Raw genomic sequence first — 20407 nt, forward strand, 5'->3', positions numbered from 1 at the left:
GCGTTTCCGTATTCTTCACCATCAGTGGCTCCAAAAAGGTTCAGCTCCTACCGAAATGAGGTAGGAGCTGAACCTTTTTGGAGTCTATTTAATTCGCCAAGCTTTGATCTGTCACGATTTCCTCTTGTTTCCTCTGTCGCTTCGATTTCTTGAAATGAAGCAACTCATAGAAAACTGGAACGATCACAAGGGTTAGAACGGTGGCCCCAGATAGACCGCCGATCACAACGACTGCGAGAGATTGCGAGACAAGACTACCATCTTCTGAATGTCCAAATAGAAGAGGAAGCATCGCACAAATTGTCGCGATCGCTGTCATCACAACAGGGCGAAGACGAGTACCGCACGCCTCGATAATGGCATCTCTGATGATCATCGTTTCTTCGTTTTGCTTGACGCGATCAATGAGGACAATCGCATTCGTTACGACGATTCCGATTAACATGAGGGCACCAATTAATGCCGTTGCATCAGCTGGTACGCCTGCGATTAGTAGACCGAGGACAGCTCCTATTGAGGCGAGCGGAAGCGTCATAAGTATCGCAAGTGGCGCACGTAACGTCTTAAATGTTAGTACCATAATTAGGTAAACGATGAGAATCGAAGCTAACATAGTGATGCCAAGATCTTTAAAATCATTTGCCTGTTGTTCTGAGGCACCGCCTGAATCGAGTGAAATACCACCTGGTAAATCAACGTTGTTCACTTTCTTATCAATGTTCTGGGCAATGACCGAGAGTTCTTCCGGTGTTACTTCAGCAGTAATGCGCGCATACAAATCACCATCTTTATGAAGGACGGTACTTGGCTTTTCTTCTTGTGTAATCGATGCTACTTCTGAAAGCGGGACGACACCTGTGTTTGTCGCAAGTGTTAAGTCGTTCAGATCAGCCAGGGAATCAGGATCTATTCCGGCATTAAGGAAAACCGGCGTTTGCTGATCATCGAGACTCATTGCACCGATTGGCTGCGGATTCAACAGGCTGCGGATTTGCATGGCAGCTTGCTGTGCGTTCGCTTTTTTAGTGTTCACTTTGACAGTATAGATAGGAGACGTTTTATCAAGGTTACTAGATACCTTCTGTACACCGTCAACCTCTTTCATCTCATCGATGAGCTTGTTGGACGTTGTAATGATTTCGTTCGTATTATTTCCAACTACGTCATACGTGATGGTTGAATTCGCTGAACCACCAAAGAGAGAGGAAGGATAGGCTTCAATCACGACGCCTTTTTCGTTCTCTTTCGCTTTATTTACTTCATCAATAAATGCTTCAGCATCCGCGTCTTCAGTCATGATCATTGTATACATAACCGTATCTGGATCGCTTACTTGCCCATACTGAGCATCTGCTTCACTTGAGCCATATTGTGTAATCATATAATCATATCCATCAAACCTAGATAGCGTCTTCTCAAAATCAACCATACGTTCTTTCTTTTTGTCTTCTGGTGTTGCGCTCGGAAACTCCATATTAATGGAAACAATCGAAGCGTCGTTTGCACCTGTGGCTGCTTTAGGCATTGTCATGTAAAGAGCAATAGAGCCTCCGAATACAAGTACGGCTAATAAAATCGGAACGAACTTATGATTAAGCGACCAGCGTAACACTTTTAAATAACTTTTCGGGGGATGATGAGCAGGCAAAGTTGTATTCTTCAACATAGCTCGGCTTAAGATTGGTACAACCGTTAAGGCAACTAGAAGAGAAGCAAGCAGGGAATACGTAACCGTCAAGCCGAATGGCAATAGGAACGCTTTAAGCGACCCATTCACAAGGCCCATCGGAAGGAATACGGCAACCGTAATGAGTGTGGATGACGTAATGGCCCGTGATACTTCCTTCGTTGCTTCAAGTACAGTTTGTTTGGACAACTTTTCATTCTGACTACGTCTGAAGATGTTCTCAACAACAACGATACTATCATCGACGAGACGACCAACAGCGACGGCCACTCCTCCAAGGGTCAAGATATTAAGTGTCACTCCGGACACCCAGAGAAGAAGAAGCGTAATCGCGAGTGACAGTGGAATCGAGATGGCTGTAATTATTGTTGGCTTTAATTTCTTAAGGAATAACAAAATGACTAGCGTTGCGAAAAGAGCCCCAAGTCCGACTTCTTGAATCATGCTCGTAACAGAATTCTTTACCATGTCACCAGTAGTGAATAGAGTGGTTGCTTCAACACCCGCATATTCATCATTAATTTTCTGCACGATGTCTTCGACTTCGTTCCCAGCTGTTACCGCGCTAGCATCACCTTCTTTAAAAAGAACGACAGCTGCGGCTTCTTTCCCGTTAACGCGTGCAATAATATCTGCTGACTTAACCTGTTCAACCATTGCTATGTCCTTAAGGTAAACAGGAGGCGCATCTGGAACTTGAATGGGAATTGGTAGGTTTTCAAGGGCATCGATTGACGTTAGGTTATCCGTCACGTTAATCGTGCTCTTCTGACCGTCAATTGTGCTATTCCCAGCCGTCACAGACACGTTTTGCCCTTGTAGAACACCCATAATCGCATTCACAGGGATTTGTAGCTTTTCAAGCTTCTCACGGTCCAAATTAATCTGGACACGATTGCCACCTCCGCCTACAATACTCGCTTGTGACAGAGCTTTCTGGTTCTCAAAAAGAGGTTTGAATTTCTCATTCATTTGCTCGATGTTATCTTTTGTCAAACCATCATCGAACGTAATGGAAACCTGTCCGACAGGAATCATTGATGTATTCAGCTGTGATACTTGCGGCTTCCCGATGCCTTCAGGGAGAGCGATCGAACTAATCGCATCTTCCACGTTGTTCTTCGCTTCCTTCATATCGGTCTTTGAATCAAAATTAATCGAAATCTGTGAAAAGCCTTCCCCTGTAGTAGAAAGTACGGATGTTTTTCCAGTGACCGAAGACACTGCTTGTTCGACAGGTTCTGTTACGGAAGAGGTCATGGATCCTGCATCATAACCATGACCAAGCGTGACGACGGTTACCTGCGGATTATCCGCTTCCGGTAAAAATTCCATAGGTAAAAGAAAATAACTAACAATACCGACTAACATTGTGATGATAATAAATAATGTCATTGCTGCCTTGTTACGAAAAGCCCAATTTGTTAATGATTGCATACAATTCCCCCGGTTTCTTTTGAATTGTTGTCGTGCTGTGAAGCTCTGTTTCACCTCTCTTTAAAGCTACTGCAATTCCTTCAGGTCAACAGCGGTCTACAGTCCAAATTCTCTATAGGTCTCTAGACGTAGATCACGAACGTCATGCTCCAAATGACATTGCAAGACTGAGAACACTAACCTATTCTTATGAGATCGTGAAGGGTGTAAATATCGTGGTGGGTCATTCCGTGTGTCATCTTCAAATAGGTCATGTTTGAAAATTAAGTAAATAATCATTAAGAGTATATACCATTTCATACCAGTCGAATAGACTACGAAAATAGTTACAGTTCAGTGGAAAGTTGAATTGAAATGTTTGGATTCGAATATCTTTATACGGCAGGTGAAGGAGGTTCAGTCTTGAAGTAAAACGTGTCAGGGAAATTGAAAAGTTGATTTCCATTTAAAGTACCGATAACAAATAGTAAAGCATTTCAAACAGAAGGGGGAAATGAAGTGAAATGGATAATGGGGGTTTTAGTGAGTTTGATTGTCATCGGATGTGGAGGCTTTTTCTTCCTTCAAAGCGATCAGTCTAAGGAAGCAGTGACCGAACAGATAGAAGGCGTGGAAGAGAGTGGAGAACACAAAAACTTAGTTGACGAGCAGGCTTTGGTACAGAAAAGTGATCATGCTGAGATAGAATGGATCGGTGAATGGGCACGTAACCTACTCAACTATACGGGACAATTAGAAATCACAAATGTCACTCAAAGTTCCTTTTACTTTACACTTGGAGTCAATGCTGGAGCCAATGTGGGAATGATCGAGGGAGAAACTGATCGAGATGGTGAGCAAGCAGTATGGACTGATTTGGAATCAGGTTGTGAGCTAAGCTTTCAATTATCCGAAAACCAGATTGAAATCGAACAAAATGATGCCTGTCAGCACTGGGGTGGAGCAGGAACCTTTTTTGATGGAGAATATGAAAAAGGTGAAGTTGCAATTGAAACCGATTTAGTAGAGCAGGGAGTGTTAGAAGAACCAGAAGATGCTTTATTTAGAACAGTTGTTGGGAAGCACTACGATCTCTATTTACAGAACATTAGTTCATACTCAGATCAACAAGATCAAGACGGACTAGAGACAAGGGTGGTTTCTGGTTTTATAAGGGGCATTGCTCCTTCGAATGGAGGAATAATTATGGTAAATCAGAAGTATGTGTACGCAGCCGTAACCGATTCCGGAAACAGTGTCATTCTCTATCATACGAACGATCCAAACGATCATCAGAAGCTTCCAAAAACGATTGAAGATTGGAAAGAAGGAATGTTGTTTGATGAAGTGGTGTTTGAGTGATGAACTTTAATGAAAATAATGTGAGGGTCGTGTGTACTCTTCTTTCAGCTGGTTCACGGTATGACTGAATTTAGTAGGAAGCCTCATATGCGTTGTGCCTCATTTAAAATTCGAATTTATGCTTTCTTATTAGATTATCTCATCATTATTGCATACGGCATTTTTGTGGTTGGTACTATATCTATTGTTTTTCGATCGTACATGAATTCTTTCTTTTCCGTTTCCCCAATTACAGCCGAACTGACGGGTTTTTTTATGATGACCCTGCCTGTTTCTTTATACTTTATATTAAGTGAATCTTCTAAATGGCAAGGGACATGGGGCAAAAGAAGAATGAACATCCGTGTTGTTGACAATGAAGGGGACCGTATTAGAATTGGACGGTCTTTTATTCGAACGGCTGTTAAATTTATCCCCTGGGAAGTTGCTCACTTCGGTATCTGGCGATTAATGCTTCCTACTGAGTTTCCTGAAATAACAATCTACATCATGTTATGTGCTGTTAATCTTACAATTCTTCTTTATCTCATCATTCCATTCACAAATAAAAGAAAGAAAAGTATATATGATTGGGCAGCAGGAACAGTCGTTGTGAACTGAAGTTTGGCACATACGAATGTGCCAGCGAGGTATCAACAATATAAGCTAATACCGATTTAGAGTTAAAAGGAGTGGATATGAAATGTTTCAAACGATAACTTGGGTGCTAGCTATCATGATTCTGTTCACATATGTAGCTCGTTCTAAGTACAAACAATTACAAAAGTTAAGAAGAGAATCGGAGGATAGTAGTTCTATAGAACGTTCCAGATCAACTGAAAAGCAACGCCAAAATGAAAATAAATATCGGAATACGAACGGGAGATCTGGATGGATGTAGGGTGTGTAGTATTCATTTAAAGAAACATAGATATCGGAGCATATATGGAGAGGGAGGGTTCAGGGAGGGACCTGACCCCTTCTTTTTATTTTTGAAAATAAATTTCATCATAATTCAGAAAAAAAGGGACTGTCACGAGTATTAAAACATGTTTTTCATGATTTTATGAAGGTTAAGGTGACTTTGCTACAATCAAATGCGGCTGTTTTCCCTTGTTATACAATAATTCTTTCTGATTTGAAGGTCATTTGAACGTGGTGAGAATAATATTTCTAATGAAATCCCTTTTGAATAAATATTTTTTCTTAAAACTGTTGTATTAAAAATATATTCATGTATAATCAGATTTACAGAATAAATATTTCAGTAAAGAGTCCTTACAGGGGGGATTGAAAGGGCGTCTGGTTCAGCAAAGCGTTAAAATCGCTGTTTTTTTTACTAAGTGTATGAAAGCGGTTACTGAGATTTGCTGGATTAATTGGAATTTGTCACTTGTCGCAGGGGTCTTATGAAAATGAGGGATGGAAGACGAATGCTCTCGCTGTTCTAATTCGGTCGACATTAAAGTAGGTCGCCGGGGAACTTTAAAATCACACTACATAAAGGGGATTGAGTATTTTGAAAAAATTAGCAATGGTACTATCTACTATTCTATTAATTGCAATGCTTGCAGCTTGTGGAAATAGTGGGGAAAAAGCAAGTAGTAATGGCGGAGATGAAAGCGCTTCAAATGGTGGAGAGTCGAAAGTAATTAAAGCAGGTATTGGACTAAACGATCAGCATCCACAGTACAAAGGGTTGTTGAAGTTTAAGGAAATCGTTGAAGAAAAAACAGACGGCGCGATTACAGTTGAAACTTACCACAGTGGTCAGCTAGGCGATGACCGTTCGATGACAGAAGCACTTCAGCTTGGTACTCAGGAAGTAACTGTTCCATCAACAGCACCACTTGCAAACTTTGTTCCAGAATTTAGCGTATTCGATATTCCGTTCCTTTTCCCGAATGAAGAAGTAGCAGATACAGTACTTGATGGGGAAGTTGGTCAGGAACTACTTCAAAAGCTAGAAAGCCAGAATCTTGTTGGATTATCTTACTGGGAGAATGGTTTCCGTGACCTAACAAACAGTAAGCGTGCAGTTGCTACAATGGAAGATTTCGACGGTCTTAAGATCCGTACGATGGAAAATGATCTTCACCTTGACGCTTTTAAAGCACTTGGAGCAAACCCGACACCGATGGCATTTACTGAGCTTTTCACTGCATTGCAACAAGGTACAGTTGATGGCCAGGAAAATCCTTACGCTACAATCTATCTTCAAAAGTTCTATGAAGTACAAAACCATGTTTCAAACACGCACCACATTTACAGCCCGTTCGTATTCTTGATGAGCAAGTCATTTTACGATGGATTGACAGAAGATCAGCAGAAAATCATGAAAGAAGCTGCGGTTGAAGCTGGTAAGTATGAGCGTAAATTGAACCGTGAAGCAAATGATAAATATCTTCAATCTCTTCAAGATGAAGGCATGGAATACACTGAAATTACACCTGAAGCACGTGAAGAAATGGTGAAAGCTGTAGCACCAGTTATTGATGAATATAAAGGGCAAATTGGTGAAGAAACAGTTGATAAAGTTTACAAAGCAATCGAAGAAGCACAAAAGTAAGTCAATATTGTCAGAGTATACGTTGTCGAGTAACGACGACGTATACTCTTTCTATCTAATTCATTCGTTAAATTGAGAATCTGTTGAGGTGAAAGTATGAATATCATTCGAGCTATAGATCGTAGACTGGAAGAATTCCTGCTCGTAGTCTTTTCAACGTTGATGGTGAGTGTTATTTTCCTGCAAGTTGTGATGCGGGTCACTGGGAACTCCCTATCATGGTCAGAAGAGCTCGGGCGATACAGCTTTATTTGGTTAGTGTACATAGGAATTAGCTACGGTGTGAAGAAGCAGCGACATATTAAAGTGGAAGTCATGCTTCTTTTACTGAAGGAAAAAGGAAAGTTAATCGTCGCAATGATTGCGAATATTTTATTCTTCGTTTTTTGTCTTTACGTTGTTTTCTATGGCTACGATATCGCAAACCAATTGTTAAGCTTTGGCCAGAAGTCGCCAGCCTTACATATTCCGATGGGGGCCGTGTATATGGCAACGCCGATTGGTTTTGGGTTATCTGCCATTCGGTTATTACAAAATCTCTATGTTCAGTTCAAAATGCTAACAGGTAAGCAGGAAGTTCAAGTTGAAGACGAGCGTGATCGCATGATGAAACAGGAAGGAGACGATGAGTCATGACAACATTGATACTATTTGGTTCATTTGCCCTTCTCCTGTTCCTAAGTGTACCGATCGGAATTGCGCTTGGCCTTTCAACACTCGTTACAATTTTGTATACAGGAGCCATCCCGATTCCTTTCTTAATGAAGGAACTCGTTACTTCCGTTGATTCATTCCCATTAATGGCTGTGCCATTCTTCATCTTAGCAGGTGAAATTATGGGGAAAGGCGGAATCTCGGAGCGACTCTTTAACTTCGCGAATGCGCTTGTAGGAAACAAAACGGGTGGTTTTGCCATGGCGACGATCGTAACGTGTATGTTCTTCGCTGCCATTTCTGGTTCAGGTCCCGCAACGGTTGCGGCGATCGGTGGAATTATGATTCCAGCGATGGTGAAGCAGGGATATGATAAGAAATTTGCGACTGCAACAGTTGCAGCTGCTGGTTCGATTGGGGTTATTATTCCTCCAAGTATTCCGATGGTTATCTATGGTGTCGTAGGTGGCGCTTCTATTGGTGACATGTTTATTGCTGGAATTATTCCAGGACTACTAGTGGGACTTTCGCTAATGATATGGGCCTATGTGTATTCGAAGAAACATAATTATCGTGGCTCTGATCAAAAGACAACACTTGCTAACATTTGGAAAACGTTCTGGGAAGCGAAATGGGCTCTTGTGATTCCAGTCATTATTCTTGGTGGGATCTACGGTGGTATCTTTACTCCGACAGAAGCTGCTGTTATTGCAGTTGTGTACGGCATTATCGCAGGGTTGTTCTTATACCGCGAGTTAGCATTTAAAGACTTGCCGAAGTTATTAGCAGACGCTTCCTTAACAACGGCAACAGTTCTTATTATCGTAGGATCTGCAACAGCTTTCGGACGTTTGCTAACGATTGAGCAAATTCCAACGCAAGTGGCAAACTTCTTACTATCAATCTCTGATAGCGAGATCGTTATTATTCTATTAATTACTGTTCTCCTTCTATTAGTAGGTTGTTTCATGGATACGTTAGCAGCAATCATTATTTTAACGCCGATTCTACTCCCAATTGCCGTTAATATTGGGTTCGATCCGATTCACTTCGGTATCATCATGGTTGTTAACTTAGCAATTGGATTTATCACGCCTCCTCTAGGAGTGAACCTTTTCGTTGGTTCAGGTATTTCCGGGCTATCCATTGAACAGTTATCAAAGGCCATTATTCCATATTTCTTCGCGATGGTATTCTCGCTCTTAATGATTACGTTTATACCGGAATTGTCTCTATGGCTGATTAGTTTTGGAGAGTAGCGAGGCATAGTTCTCATTTATTTCATAAATCCCTTGCTTTCGTGCAAGGGGTTTTTGTTACATAGTAAAGTCGAAAATCGGAAAAGAGTGGTGATTCCCTTGAAGTCACTGGATGTTGTGACGTTAGGTGAAACAATGGTGTTATTTAGTACGACAGATCAGGTATCTCTTGAGTATGCTCATCACGTGACGAAGCAAATCGCTGGGGCAGAATCCAATGTCGCAATCGGTTTGTCACGTTTAGGTGTGCAAACGGGATGGATTAGTAAGCTTGGAGAAGACCCTTTTGGTCGCTATGTTCATAAAATCATTCGTGGTGAAGGAGTGGACACAAGTGAGGTTCTGTTTACAGATGAAGCGAATACCTCCGTCTTTTTTAAAGAAAAGGTGTCTGCAGAGAATGTGAATGTGTATTACTATCGGAAAGATTCGGCGGCAAGTCTGCTCAAGAAATCTGATCTGAATGAAGACTACCTGTCATCCGCACGATTTTTACATGTGACAGGCATTACTCCAGCTCTCAGTGAGTCGTGTAAAGAAGCTGTTCTACATGCAATCTGTCTCGCGAGATCAAATGGGTTAACGGTTGTGTTTGATCCGAATATCCGCTACAAGCTTTGGAAAGATCAAGAGGAAGCTCGTCGCGTTCTCCTCGAGATTGCGTCTCTCTCAGACTATATCCTGCCAGGGGTTGATGAGGCACTTTTTCTAACTGGTGAGCATGACTACAAAAAGGCCGCAAATGCTCTATTAACGCGAGATGATCAAACGGTCATTATGAAACTTGGAGCAGAGGGCGCTTATTATTCTTCCAAACACGAATCGGGTGAAGTGTCAGGTTATCCGGTTAAGCGTGTTGTAGATCCTGTTGGAGCTGGTGATGGCTTCGCTGCAGGTGTGATTAGTAGTTTAGTAGAAGGGTGCACAATTCCAGAAGCTGTGGAACGCGGCAATGCGGTTGGCTCATTCGTCGTTCAAATGAACGGTGATGTGGAAGGGCTTCCAACTATGAAGCAACTTGAACAATTTATGACTTCGGGAAAACGTCATGCAGACGTTGAACGGTAGAAAAGGTGGCGTGTAAATTGCAAAAAGCGAAGAAGCTGATGCAAATTCAATCTTCAGGGGTCGTTGCGGTAATTAGAAGGCAGCGTCCGGAAGATGTTGTACCTCTGGCTGAAGCCCTCGTTAAGGGTGGAGTAACAACACTTGAGATCACAGTGGATAGTGAACAGTCTTACCAATTAATTGAAGAGGTTAAAAAACGTCTAGGTTCAACAGCGCTCGTAGGATCCGGGACCGTGCTTGATGCAGAAACAGCCCGTACCGCTATTCAAGCGGGAGCTGATTTTATTTTCTCTCCAACATATAACGCTAGTCTAATTGAAATGGCAAAACGATACGGAGTCATCTCCATTCCTGGTGTTCTAACGCCGAGTGAAATGGTGGAAGCTTATCAAGCAGGAGCTGATATTGTCAAAGTATTTCCGGCTTCCGCTTTTGGTCCATCTTATATTAAGGATCTACAAGGGCCACTTGGACACATCCCGATGATTCCGACGGGCGGGGTCAATGTTGAAAATATCGGAACTTATATAGCGAATGGAGCAATAGCGACAGGCGTTGGTGGATCACTAGTGAATCAATCGTTCATCGACAATCAGGATTTTGGAAGCATTACAACTCTTGCTGAACAATTTGCGGAAGCTGTTAAAGAAGCTAGAACGGAGAGTGAATCATGAAAATCATGAGTATCGAAACATATGTCGTGCCGCCAAGATGGCTGTTTCTAAAGATCACGACAGACGAAGGCATTGTTGGATGGGGAGAACCTGTGATTGAGGGACGCGCGGCAACGGTTGAAGCTGCCGTTCATGAGCTGAAGGATTATCTGATTGGAAAAGACCCGCTTCCTATCGAAGATCATTGGAATGTGATGTATCGTTCTGGTTTTTACCGAGGTGGACCGATTCATATGAGTGCGATCGCTGGGATAGATCAAGCGCTCTGGGACATTAAGGGGAAATTCTACAATGCGCCGATTTCGGAGCTAATGGGCGGCAAGTGTCGCGATTCGATCGACGTGTATTCTTGGATAGGAGGAGACCGTCCTTCAGACGTAGGCCGTGCAGCGCAAGAAGCTGCAGAGAAAGGGTTTCGCGCGATTAAGATGAACGGTACCGAAGAATTGCAGTACATTGATTCTTATAAAAAGGTTGATGAAACGCTTGAGAGAGTGGATGCGGTACGTAAAGCTGTTGGAAAAGATGTAGGAATCGGCATTGATTTCCACGGTCGTGTACATAAGCCGATGGCGAAGATTCTCGCGAAGGAGCTTGAAGCGTACCGCCCGATGTTTATCGAGGAACCCGTTTTACCAGAAAATAATGAAGCTCTGAAGGAAATTGCTTCCCACACGTCCATTCCGATTGCGACGGGAGAGCGGATGTATTCACGCTGGGATTTCAAGAAGGTACTTGCTGACGGGTATGTCGATATTATTCAGCCTGATTTATCTCATGCTGGCGGAATTACGGAGTGTAAGAAGATCGCAACGATGGCGGAGGCTTATGATGTAGGACTCGCACCACACTGTCCGCTTGGACCGATTGCATTAGCAGCTTGCCTGCAAGTTGATGCCACGTGTCACAATGCGTTTATTCAGGAGCAAAGCCTTGGTATTCATTACAACCAGGGAAGCGATCTGCTCGATTATATTACTGATTCGTCTGTTTTTTCTTACGAGAATGGCAAGGTTTCGATGCTGACTGGACCTGGTCTTGGCATTGAAATTAATGAAGAGAAAGTCGTTGAGATGGCTCGAGTTGGTCATCGCTGGCGCAATCCTGTCTGGAGGCATTCAGATGGTAGCGTTGCCGAGTGGTAAGCAGAGATGACGGTATTTATTCAGGTTGTATTGCCAGTCCTACTTGTGTTTGGTGCAGGTTATTTACTTCAAAAATTAGCTAAATTAGATCTTAAATCTGTTTCGACAGTAGCGCTCTACATCATGCTTCCGTGTCTTGTGTTTAAGACGTTCTATAACGCAGACTTAAACGGTGAATACGTCATGATGCTCGTATTTTCTGCCCTTCTTCTTGTGAGTATTTTAGTCATTAATAAAGTGGTGGCCAAAGTAAAAGGCTATGATGCATCAATGGAGAGCGGCTTAATTTTATCAACGGCATTTATGAACTCGGGTAATTACGGCGCACCGATTATTCTTTTTGCTTTCGGTGAAGCAGGGTTTGTCTATTCCGTATCCTTTCTCGTTCTGCAAGCGATCATTATGAATTTCTTTGGCGTGTATTATGCTGCGAGAGGAAAATCAGGGCTCAGGATGGCGATTGTTTCTGTTTTGAAGATGCCACCGACCTATGCGGTGATTGTGGCACTAATTATGAACCTTGGTTCTATAAAAATGCCTGGGAATCTTATGTCGAGCGTAGATCTACTTGCAAATGCCTCCATTCCAATGGTTATGGTCGTTCTTGGTATGCAGCTTGCGGGTATTTCTATCAAGAATATGGATTGGTCGAAAGCTTCCTATGCTTCCGTCGTGCGATTGATTGCATCACCAGCCATCGCGTTTGTGTTAACACTCCTTTTACCAATGAGTGATTTAATGGCGAGCGTGCTCATTGTCTCTGCTGCTATGCCATCTGCTGCAACGACAACTATTTATGCTGTGCAGTTTGATTCAAAACCAGAGCTAGTATCAAGTATTACCTTAATGACAACGTTGCTTAGTGTGATCACGATTCCGCTTCTATTGATGATGTACATCTAGCGAAGCGATCTGTTATTTGAAAAGAAGATGCAGCATGTTTTGCTGACATCATAAATGAAAGGGTGAAGAAATAATGGAGAATAAAGTAGAAAAGAAAATTCCTGTTTATATGACAGAATCTCAAACGATCATCGAATTGAGCCAAATTATTCAGCAATACGACGCAGAAATTATTCTTAAGAAGAATGTGAATGGCAGCATAATTGAAGCGAACTTAAAGAGCTTTCTAGGATTAATTAATCTTCGTTTACATGACGGCGATGAAATCGTCGTGGAATGTGTGGGGAAAGATGCTACGGAAGCGCTTAGTGAAGTGGAATTGTTTTTGAGTAAGGGATGATGAGGACGGATGGGGGACAGGTGCGTACCTGTCCCCCATCCCGTTTATGCATTACCCCGCTATTACATTAAATACAAAAAGGAGCGATCGGATCATGGGAATGAATTTATTTGACTTAAGTGGCAAGGTGGCAGCTATTTCAGGTGCTACAAGAGGAATCGGTAAATCAATGGCGATTGCATTAGCGGAGGCAGGAGCGGATATTGCTCTCCTTCAGCGGAATACAGAACAAACGGATGTAAAAGAAGAGATTGAGAAACTGGGAAGAACTTGCGCAATCATTCCGTGTGATTTAGAAAAAACAGACGAAGTGAAGGCAGCTATACCAGCGGTAGTCTCTCGCTTCGGAACGATTGATATTCTCGTGAATAATGCAGGGATACAGCGAAGATCACCTTCAGTTGATTTCTCTGAAACTGATTGGGACGATGTTATGGATATTAACTTAAAAACGGTATGGTTATTATGCCAAGAAGCTGGCCGTCACATGGTTCCGAGAGGACAGGGGAAAATTATTAATGTTGCTTCGTTGCTTTCTTTCCAAGGTGGCATTAATGTTCCAGCTTATGCCGCTGCAAAGGGTGGAGTAGCGCAATTAACAAAAGCACTATCGAATGAATGGGCTAAGCATCATGTAAATGTGAATGCCATCGTCCCAGGATATATTGCAACAGATATGAATACAGCCATACTTGAAGACGAGAAGCGGAACGCTCAAATACTTGACCGTATTCCAGCGGATCGTTGGGGGAACCCTGATGATTTCAAGGGAACTGCTGTGTATTTATCCTCAGCTGCCTCTAACTATGTTCACGGACATCTTGTAGCAGTTGATGGTGGATGGCTTGGACGATAATCGAATAGTGAATTGAGAGGGAGAGGCATACGATCTTATCTCACATGAATAAGAAAGCGGCTGACAAATTATTTGTCAGCCGCTTTTCATTTAAACGACAAATAGTGACATAAACCGGGTGGTGACAGGCACTCTCGACTAGCGTATCCTTAAAAAGGATGAAAATAGGAATTGGGGGAGTACGATGAGTTGGTTCAATCGAAATAAGAATGACATTAAATGGACAGAGCTTGATGAAGAAACACGTGAAGAGATGCTGGCATTTACGGGTAAAAGAGATAAGTTTTATAAAAAGAAGTGGGAAAAGTTATCGACTAAGAAGTCACCTATTTCGTGGAACTGGGCAGTATTTTTCTTAAGCTTGTTTTGGTTTACATACCGTAAAATGAACGTATTTGCATACTTGTTCCTCGGTATTATTGTCGTAGTGGACGTTTTATCGATTGTGTTTTTTAAGAAAGCACTACCCGGTTCAACGATTGCGCCTGCTTATATTGTTTTGGCTCTGTTTGGAAATAAGCTCTATTTTGATTTTGCGTTAAATAAAGTAAAGAAGCTGAAGGACATTTATCCTGATCGTGACGAGCTTCTTGCCGTGATTAAAAAGCGTGGAGGCGTAAGTTGGTTATATGCGCTTCTATTTGTAGTCGTCATGATGATCTACGGTTTGGGAAGTGCGGCTCTAGAAGAGGAAGTTTACTATTCCTACATGGAACCTAAATTTACAGAAGCTGCCGAATTACAGGATTCAGGTAAATTAGATGAAGCGATGGGCATTTACAATGATATCGAAAATGACAACATACCTGTACCATCCATTCACTTTAACAAGGCGCTTATTTATGAAGAGCAAGGGGAGTTCGAAAAAGCGTTAAGTGAGATGAATACATACATTGGGTTAGAGCCTGAGGATGAAGAAGCAATGGAGATTAAAGAAGAGATTACGGCTAAAATGGAATAGAGGAAAGGAGAGAGGGGGTCAGGTGCGTACCTGACCCCCTTCGCGTACATTTGTCTTTTTCATTTACATACTTCTCCTCTTTTAATCAATAATAAGAAAAAAACCGGATGATTAAAGGAGTGGGTATTATGGATGAAATAAACCAGCAAGTGTTACGAGAAGCCCATCAGGCATGCGGAGATATTGAAACCATTCGTCAGCAGTTGATAGATGCGAGGCAACGAGGAGAACTGGCGTTAGCGCAACGATTTGAAGAAGAATTAATTCGAGCAGAGCAAGTCGCCAGAGAGTGCCAGAGGAAGCTTCAACAAACTACAGCAGGAAGTTTTGAGGGTGAGCAAATTCTCCAGCAGATCACTCATGACTTAACGACGTGTGGTCAAACATTGCGTCAACAATAAGAATGAATAATCCATAGAAAAAGGGGCTGACATGAGAATGTCAGTCCCTTTTTGAGATTTTGCTACGGACGCTGCTCTAAATCTTTCGCCGTCTGACTCATTTGTACATCCTTTTCATTTTTTAATGTGCCAAACAGCACATCGACAAACGGAGTAGAAACACCGTACCAATAATTTTCGTTTTTATAATGATGTAAAATGTGCGTTTTCTTGATCCACTGCCCAAACCTTGTTTTAGGCTTAAATGGTCGATGCGCAATGTAATGTTTCCATTCGTAGACGAAGAACATAGCGAGCAATCCTGTGCTAAAGGAAAGTGTGAAAAGTAGAGATCCAGACAGGACATAGAAGATCAAACAAAGGAGCAGCAAATTCGGAAAGCTATACCAAATCGGTAGGAATAATAATTTGAGATCATTCGGTATTTTGTGATGGTCGTAGTGCAACCGTTTAATAAGCTTAAGAAGTAATGGATTGTTAGGTGTTTTAATGTGAAACAAAAAGCGGTGTGTGAGGTATTCACTAAACATGTAGGTGACAATCCCAATGATGATAAACACAGGGACAAGAGGAGAGAGGGTCATTGTCAGTAAGAAGCCAAGAACGATGAGAAACAGGATAAACATGATCAAGATATCAAAGTGGAAGAAAAAATCACGATACAATCCTTTTGCTTTCAAGTTATATGCCCCCGTTCATTTTCGTTTTCCAGAGTTCCAGGCTCGTAGACATCATCTCTTTCGTCAGAAACTCTGCGTGATCAAGATCTCCTTTTAACGTAGCTTCGAGAAACTGCTCATAATAGTGCTTTGATGCTTGACGATGAGAAGATTCTAGAAAGTATTTCTCAGCCATTTTGCCATAGATGTCTTGAAAACTATTAAGAATCAGAAGAAAGATGGGATTATGTGAGAGCTCAGCAATGTTTTTCTGTAGATTCCAATCAAAATTAGCGTATGATTTCGGATCGTCTGTTAGCTCTTCAAGTGGGATGAAAAGCGAAATGATTTGGAGTCTGTGATGAAGAAGAGCATCCCGAACATAAGCTGGTGTTAACGTAATACGTAGCTCGAGCATGTAAACGATAAACTCATCAGGTATATCTTCGTGGTGCTGGAGGATGTTCACGATCGTCATTAAATTGCCATGCTTCCAGTAATCATTTACAATCGCTGGCGCACCTTTACGAATCGTTATCCATCCATCACGCTCTAGTCTCTGTAAGGCTTCACGAATGGTAGGGCGACCTACTTGATAGTGAGAGGCAAGTTCTCGTTCAGGAGGGAGCGGATCATTTGCCGCCCATTCTTGTTCTAAAATAGAGTGTATGAGCTGTTTAGTGATTTTTTCGGACGATCGTTCTTTCATTGAGTGTGATCACCTCGATTCTGGTAAGACCAGAGTTTTTGTTGGTAATACCATTATAGTATAAAGAGTGGAAGATGGGTGGTATTTGTTTGAAGATTCTTTCTTTTGAAGAGGTGGGAGCGGGAAGGAATTAAAAGTTAGCAATAAAAACACTCTGCAGATGAGGCTTTTGCAGAGTGTTTATGTTCTGGGATATAAAGAATAGAGATCTCCTACGGAAAAAATAATTTAATATAAACAAAAAATTAAACAACCACTTATTTATCATTAGGGAATTTTAATACGATTGTTTTTTTACTTTATTTACGTTCCTCTAGAAACTGAAGAACCTCATCTATGTTTGTGGAATACAAAAGAGTATATTCAAAGTCAAACATAGTTAGTTGATTTACTACTAGATATTCATCCGCCGGTATTGCGTTAATAAACCTCTTCCACTTATATTTCTTTTCCATCTTCAATATTTCTTGATCGATTCGCTCCTGATCTATTTTTAATACAGCGAAACTTTCAGTAACGATTTTTTTGTTTGGAAATTTCCTTTCCAAAATCTCAATAAATTTGGGTATGAGATTAGCGTCAGTTACAACATCCACATTACCAACTAGATCAATTTTATCAAACATTTCATCATGGAATCGATCGTCATTGCAAGTAGGATTAGTAAAAATAGCTACACAAAAACGATCTTTTTTTCCTTTTGGTTTATTAGATACCATGGGTTTTCTCCTTGTTAACTTTTGGTGGTACTTTAACTCTTTCCATTACACTAAGAATCTCCTGTAGTAGATTTGTTCCTGAAGATTGTTTTGCCTCAAGCCACTCACATCCATCTTGATTAATCATTTTTAGGGTCCAGTTATATGAAGGAGAAGAGAGGACGTGTACACCCTCAATATTCCATACATCATCTTGTTTATAATATATGATCAAGCGATTAGAGTAATGATAGCGTTGAATAGCGCGTTTGAATTGAGAAAGTAGCATGCTGTTTTTATTCAATTGGTTATTTTGTATAACTTCATCAACATTATGTATCCTTCGCTTTATTATATACTGATTATAATCAATTGGATCCAAGAGGAGTTCTTGGTTAAGTCTATCTGGTAAATGTTCTAAGCCCATTAACATACGAGGCACTATAACTTGTCTCCATGTAACGTCTGGAGATGAATGAACGTATACTTGAAATTTGCAGTTATCGAGTTTTTTACACTCAATAATATGATCATCACCGAAATAGAATAAGCTCTGTCCTTTTAGGTCAGTTGTGATTTCTACAATGAGATTTGTTTTTGCCAAGACCCACATGGCTTGGATAAATGATTCTTCAAATTTCAATTCTTCATCTGTATAATTCACAAGATTTTTGGCATAAAGCTTTTTAAATGTCTCTTCCCAAGCATGCTTCATTTCATTGGGATTATCAAAAGGTGAAGAGATGCCAATTAAGACTTTTCCTCCAAGAAATTTTACTATTAAATAGATTTCTTTTTTGGATAGGGTCCATGTTTTCATAGCTTATCTCCTTTTAGTATATAAAGTCCTTACCTCATGTTCTTAATATAATTTTCCCTTTCACTTTTCGAAAGATTAAAGTCCGGACGTAATTTTTTAACAGTATCATAATTCTGCTTGATGAAAATATATTTCTGGATCCATGTTGATAAGAACGATGTTAACACTGTAAATATTGCTAATATTAATATAAGTACTATCAGTTGAAGAGAATCAGTGACAAACGAAGACATTAACAACTGTGCAATGATATACCCGAAGCTGGACATAACTACGATAGGTGCAACATTAATTTTAATTCCTTGTTTTTGATTTTTTTGGAAAGTCCGTTTCTTTAACATCTTCCTATAATAAATGTGAAAGAATAATAGCAACGAAATAATAGCTACAAGCCCAATATAAAAGTAGTAGTTTTGTTTTACACCAATATTAAAGAATAGGAACTTTTGAATAACTAGAAAGTAAATATAGGTTGTTACTAATCCAAGAACGCCAAAAAATAAGTAGAAAGCATGTTCAAATTTATAGGGAGCAATAAAGCAGACAAGTCCCCAAAGGTTAATTGCTATGATAGGAATAATGCCAGCCCAAAATAATTGGATAGAAAAAGGAGCACTTATCAAGGGGATAATCCCCATAATATCTAAGTAAATAAACAAGAACCCAAAAATATAATGCCGATTATTTTTGGGTAGTTGTAGTTTACTAATATAGGAAAATGTGAACTCGTCGATGTCTTTACTTTTTTTCAAATGTCGTCACCTCATTTGTTATAGATTAAAATTTGATTAATCAAACCAAGGCACAATAGAATTAATACCTTCTCCAATATCATCTAATAATGCAGTTGTACCTTTCTTAATAGCATCACCGATGGAGTCCAATTCTCCATCATTATCAACATCCATGAATTTAAGATCACTCAAAGCAGTAGTAATGAAGATTCCTGCTAACGCACCAGCTAATGCTCCGACTGCAAGTCCAACTGGACCTCCAATAACGCCTCCCGCAAGAGCACCAGCATATGCTGAAGCTACTATTGATGACCCAGCAATTACAACATCCCCTGCTACATTGCCGGCGATTTCGCTGGCTGTTTTTTCTTGTTGAATGCCATGAATAATATCACCAGTTACAGTGGCTGCTACTCCCACAACACCAATTCTATTTCCTGCCCATTTAAAGGATGCTTTAATGTTTGTCATAGGATCAACTAACTTATAAAGTTTTGGATAATTGGTAGCGTTAGTACCAGAATAAGTTTTCTTATTGAATCCCATTAATTCAGGATTCGTCACATGAATTCTTGTTTTAGTAGCACCTTGGGCAGTTAGGTAGAATTCCCTTTTAACCCCAAAGCCTTTAAAATTTTTATTAATACTCTTTGCGGTAGTGTAACCGGTAGCGGTCGCTACACCAAGATTCGTAGCCGCATTAATAGAATTCTCTCGCCAAGATTCAAAATTTAAACCTAGAGTAGGAGAAGGGTCCCAATTCATCTCGTTGTTGAAATCGGAAATACCTACACCATTTGATATGACTCTAGGGTGTTTCGTAATAGAAGAAAAAGCATCGGTAGATATAATTGGTTTTTCGGAAATTTGATTATAATCATTATTCGATTGATATGTATCAACTGATAATTGTCCACTTTCAAAAAGTTCGTGGATTTGATTAATATATTTATTCATTAACTGGATATCTTGATCAACTTTATCTAGAGAGGTCCATTGATTTTGGTCAAATTGAAATAACTTTTCTACTGTTTCATCTTTATGTTGCTTTGCCGATCTAAGTTGTTGATGGAATCTATTATCATCTAAAGGTGGTATTGAGATGATGTCATTTACACTATGAATCGTTTGATTTGCATCATTGGTAATATCGATTACCGTATCTTTTGCATATGTTAATCCAGTCTCTAAATCTTGTCCTAGAAAGCTTTCTCTTATTAATCCATTCGAAGATGGTTCGTAAGATTCCATCTCATTCTTTAAATCGTCCAAAGTTGATTCATATGTTTCTATTACCTGGTTATAAAATTCTAGAAATGAATGGTGTGCATCGTTATAGAAAGCTCTTATTGATTGGCCTCCTTTTCCTTTGAAGGACGCTTCAGTAGAAATAAAGTCTTGAATAGCAGATTGGATATTACTTATTTGATCTTTTTGCTGTTTAAGATCTCCTTTTATTTCAATTAGTCCATTTTCAATTGATTTGACATCCAACGTTTTCATTATAGCATTC

20 protein-coding genes are annotated in these 20407 nt (G+C 40.4%); 14 read left to right on the forward strand and 6 right to left on the reverse strand.

Features of this window, described 5'->3' with window-relative positions:
* Positions 1-88: 88 nt before the first annotated feature.
* A complete protein-coding gene (locus tag IQ283_RS14575; RefSeq protein ID WP_194220858.1) occupies positions 89-3124 on the reverse strand; it encodes an efflux RND transporter permease subunit in 3036 nt (1011 codons plus the stop codon).
* A gap of 498 nt (positions 3125-3622) precedes the next feature.
* Here IQ283_RS14575 and IQ283_RS14580 point away from each other — a divergent pair, with 498 nt between their 5' ends.
* The 14 genes from IQ283_RS14580 (at position 3623) to IQ283_RS14645 (ending at position 15274) form a co-directional block, all read left to right on the forward strand.
* Positions 3623-4465 carry a hypothetical protein gene (locus IQ283_RS14580; protein WP_194220859.1) on the forward strand — a complete coding sequence of 281 codons (843 nt, stop codon included), beginning with the start codon at positions 3623-3625 and terminating at the stop codon, positions 4463-4465.
* A gap of 87 nt (positions 4466-4552) precedes the next feature.
* Positions 4553-5065: an RDD family protein gene (locus IQ283_RS14585; RefSeq protein WP_194220860.1), complete on the forward strand. Its 513-nt coding sequence runs from the start codon at positions 4553-4555 to the stop codon at positions 5063-5065.
* An 82-nt stretch (positions 5066-5147) separates the two neighbouring features.
* Positions 5148-5345, forward strand: coding sequence for a hypothetical protein (locus IQ283_RS14590; RefSeq protein WP_194220861.1), 198 nt, complete (start codon positions 5148-5150; stop codon positions 5343-5345).
* 618 nt (positions 5346-5963) lie between these two features.
* Complete coding sequence (locus IQ283_RS14595) at positions 5964-7013, forward strand: TRAP transporter substrate-binding protein (protein ID WP_322098425.1); 1050 nt, start codon at positions 5964-5966, stop codon at positions 7011-7013.
* A gap of 96 nt (positions 7014-7109) precedes the next feature.
* Positions 7110-7649, forward strand: a complete 540-nt coding sequence (locus IQ283_RS14600; protein WP_194220862.1) for a TRAP transporter small permease — start codon at positions 7110-7112, stop codon at positions 7647-7649.
* On the forward strand, positions 7646-8926 hold the full coding sequence (locus IQ283_RS14605; RefSeq protein ID WP_194220863.1) for a TRAP transporter large permease: 1281 nt from the start codon (positions 7646-7648) through the stop codon (positions 8924-8926). Before IQ283_RS14600 ends, IQ283_RS14605 begins: the two co-directional genes overlap by 4 nt.
* A 99-nt stretch (positions 8927-9025) precedes the next feature.
* Complete coding sequence (locus tag IQ283_RS14610; RefSeq protein WP_194220864.1) at positions 9026-9994, forward strand: sugar kinase; 969 nt, start codon at positions 9026-9028, stop codon at positions 9992-9994.
* A 17-nt stretch (positions 9995-10011) separates the two neighbouring features.
* Positions 10012-10668: a bifunctional 4-hydroxy-2-oxoglutarate aldolase/2-dehydro-3-deoxy-phosphogluconate aldolase gene (locus IQ283_RS14615; protein WP_242057354.1), complete on the forward strand. Its 657-nt coding sequence runs from the start codon at positions 10012-10014 to the stop codon at positions 10666-10668.
* A complete protein-coding gene (gene dgoD, locus IQ283_RS14620) occupies positions 10665-11813 on the forward strand; it encodes a galactonate dehydratase (RefSeq protein WP_194220865.1) in 1149 nt (382 codons plus the stop codon). The genes IQ283_RS14615 and dgoD overlap by 4 nt, the downstream gene beginning before the upstream one ends.
* Positions 11814-11819: 6 nt before the next feature.
* On the forward strand, positions 11820-12716 hold the full coding sequence (locus IQ283_RS14625; RefSeq protein WP_194220866.1) for an AEC family transporter: 897 nt from the start codon (positions 11820-11822) through the stop codon (positions 12714-12716).
* A 73-nt stretch (positions 12717-12789) separates the two neighbouring features.
* Positions 12790-13056: an HPr family phosphocarrier protein gene (locus tag IQ283_RS14630; protein WP_194220867.1), complete on the forward strand. Its 267-nt coding sequence runs from the start codon at positions 12790-12792 to the stop codon at positions 13054-13056.
* A 94-nt stretch (positions 13057-13150) separates the two neighbouring features.
* Positions 13151-13912, forward strand: coding sequence for a 2-dehydro-3-deoxy-D-gluconate 5-dehydrogenase KduD (kduD, locus tag IQ283_RS14635; RefSeq protein WP_194220868.1), 762 nt, complete (start codon positions 13151-13153; stop codon positions 13910-13912).
* 184 nt (positions 13913-14096) lie between these two features.
* Complete coding sequence (locus IQ283_RS14640; protein ID WP_194220869.1) at positions 14097-14873, forward strand: DUF2628 domain-containing protein; 777 nt, start codon at positions 14097-14099, stop codon at positions 14871-14873.
* Between the two features lie 107 nt (positions 14874-14980).
* Positions 14981-15274, forward strand: coding sequence for a hypothetical protein (locus IQ283_RS14645; protein WP_194220870.1), 294 nt, complete (start codon positions 14981-14983; stop codon positions 15272-15274).
* Between the two features lie 62 nt (positions 15275-15336).
* Here IQ283_RS14645 and IQ283_RS14650 read toward each other — a convergent pair whose 3' ends face one another.
* The 5 genes from IQ283_RS14650 to IQ283_RS14670 form a co-directional block, all read right to left on the reverse strand.
* Positions 15337-15954: a sterol desaturase family protein gene (locus IQ283_RS14650; protein WP_408962600.1), complete on the reverse strand. Its 618-nt coding sequence runs from the start codon at positions 15952-15954 to the stop codon at positions 15337-15339.
* Between the two features lies 1 nt (position 15955).
* A complete protein-coding gene (locus IQ283_RS14655) occupies positions 15956-16642 on the reverse strand; it encodes a GntR family transcriptional regulator (RefSeq protein ID WP_194220871.1) in 687 nt (228 codons plus the stop codon).
* A gap of 299 nt (positions 16643-16941) precedes the next feature.
* The gene (locus tag IQ283_RS14660) at positions 16942-17361 is read right to left on the reverse strand and encodes a hypothetical protein (RefSeq protein ID WP_194220872.1); all 420 of its coding nucleotides are present in this window, start codon (positions 17359-17361) and stop codon (positions 16942-16944) included.
* The gene (locus IQ283_RS14665; protein WP_194220873.1) at positions 17351-18160 is read right to left on the reverse strand and encodes a hypothetical protein; all 810 of its coding nucleotides are present in this window, start codon (positions 18158-18160) and stop codon (positions 17351-17353) included. The genes IQ283_RS14660 and IQ283_RS14665 overlap by 11 nt, the downstream gene beginning before the upstream one ends.
* A gap of 788 nt (positions 18161-18948) precedes the next feature.
* On the reverse strand, positions 18949-20397 hold the full coding sequence (locus IQ283_RS14670) for a ribonuclease YeeF family protein (RefSeq protein WP_194220874.1): 1449 nt from the start codon (positions 20395-20397) through the stop codon (positions 18949-18951).
* Positions 20398-20407 lie beyond the last annotated feature (10 nt).

Origin of the sequence: Pseudalkalibacillus hwajinpoensis (assembly GCF_015234585.1) — a bacterium.
GTDB classification, from domain to species: Bacteria; Bacillota; Bacilli; order Bacillales; family Guptibacillaceae; genus Guptibacillus; species Guptibacillus hwajinpoensis_B.

Bases quoted from the DNA above. Each gene is read 5' to 3' on its own strand.
- IQ283_RS14655 (WP_194220871.1), bottom strand. From the start codon at position 16,642: ATGAAAGAACGATCGTCCGAAAAAATCACTAAACAGCTCATACACTCT.
- IQ283_RS14670 (WP_194220874.1), bottom strand. From the start codon at position 20,397: ATGAAAACGTTGGATGTCAAATCAATTGAAAATGGACTAATTGAAATA.
- kduD (WP_194220868.1), top strand. From the start codon at position 13,151: ATGGGAATGAATTTATTTGACTTAAGTGGCAAGGTGGCAGCTATTTCA.
- dgoD (WP_194220865.1), top strand. From the start codon at position 10,665: ATGAAAATCATGAGTATCGAAACATATGTCGTGCCGCCAAGATGGCTG.
- IQ283_RS14625 (WP_194220866.1), top strand. From the start codon at position 11,820: ATGACGGTATTTATTCAGGTTGTATTGCCAGTCCTACTTGTGTTTGGT.
- IQ283_RS14645 (WP_194220870.1), top strand. From the start codon at position 14,981: ATGATTAAAGGAGTGGGTATTATGGATGAAATAAACCAGCAAGTGTTA.
- IQ283_RS14585 (WP_194220860.1), top strand. From the start codon at position 4,553: ATGCGTTGTGCCTCATTTAAAATTCGAATTTATGCTTTCTTATTAGAT.
- IQ283_RS14605 (WP_194220863.1), top strand. From the start codon at position 7,646: ATGACAACATTGATACTATTTGGTTCATTTGCCCTTCTCCTGTTCCTA.
- IQ283_RS14600 (WP_194220862.1), top strand. From the start codon at position 7,110: ATGAATATCATTCGAGCTATAGATCGTAGACTGGAAGAATTCCTGCTC.
- IQ283_RS14575 (WP_194220858.1), bottom strand. From the start codon at position 3,124: ATGCAATCATTAACAAATTGGGCTTTTCGTAACAAGGCAGCAATGACA.
- IQ283_RS14590 (WP_194220861.1), top strand. From the start codon at position 5,148: ATGTTTCAAACGATAACTTGGGTGCTAGCTATCATGATTCTGTTCACA.
- IQ283_RS14660 (WP_194220872.1), bottom strand. From the start codon at position 17,361: ATGGTATCTAATAAACCAAAAGGAAAAAAAGATCGTTTTTGTGTAGCT.
- IQ283_RS14640 (WP_194220869.1), top strand. From the start codon at position 14,097: ATGAGTTGGTTCAATCGAAATAAGAATGACATTAAATGGACAGAGCTT.
- IQ283_RS14630 (WP_194220867.1), top strand. From the start codon at position 12,790: ATGGAGAATAAAGTAGAAAAGAAAATTCCTGTTTATATGACAGAATCT.
- IQ283_RS14665 (WP_194220873.1), bottom strand. From the start codon at position 18,160: ATGAAAACATGGACCCTATCCAAAAAAGAAATCTATTTAATAGTAAAA.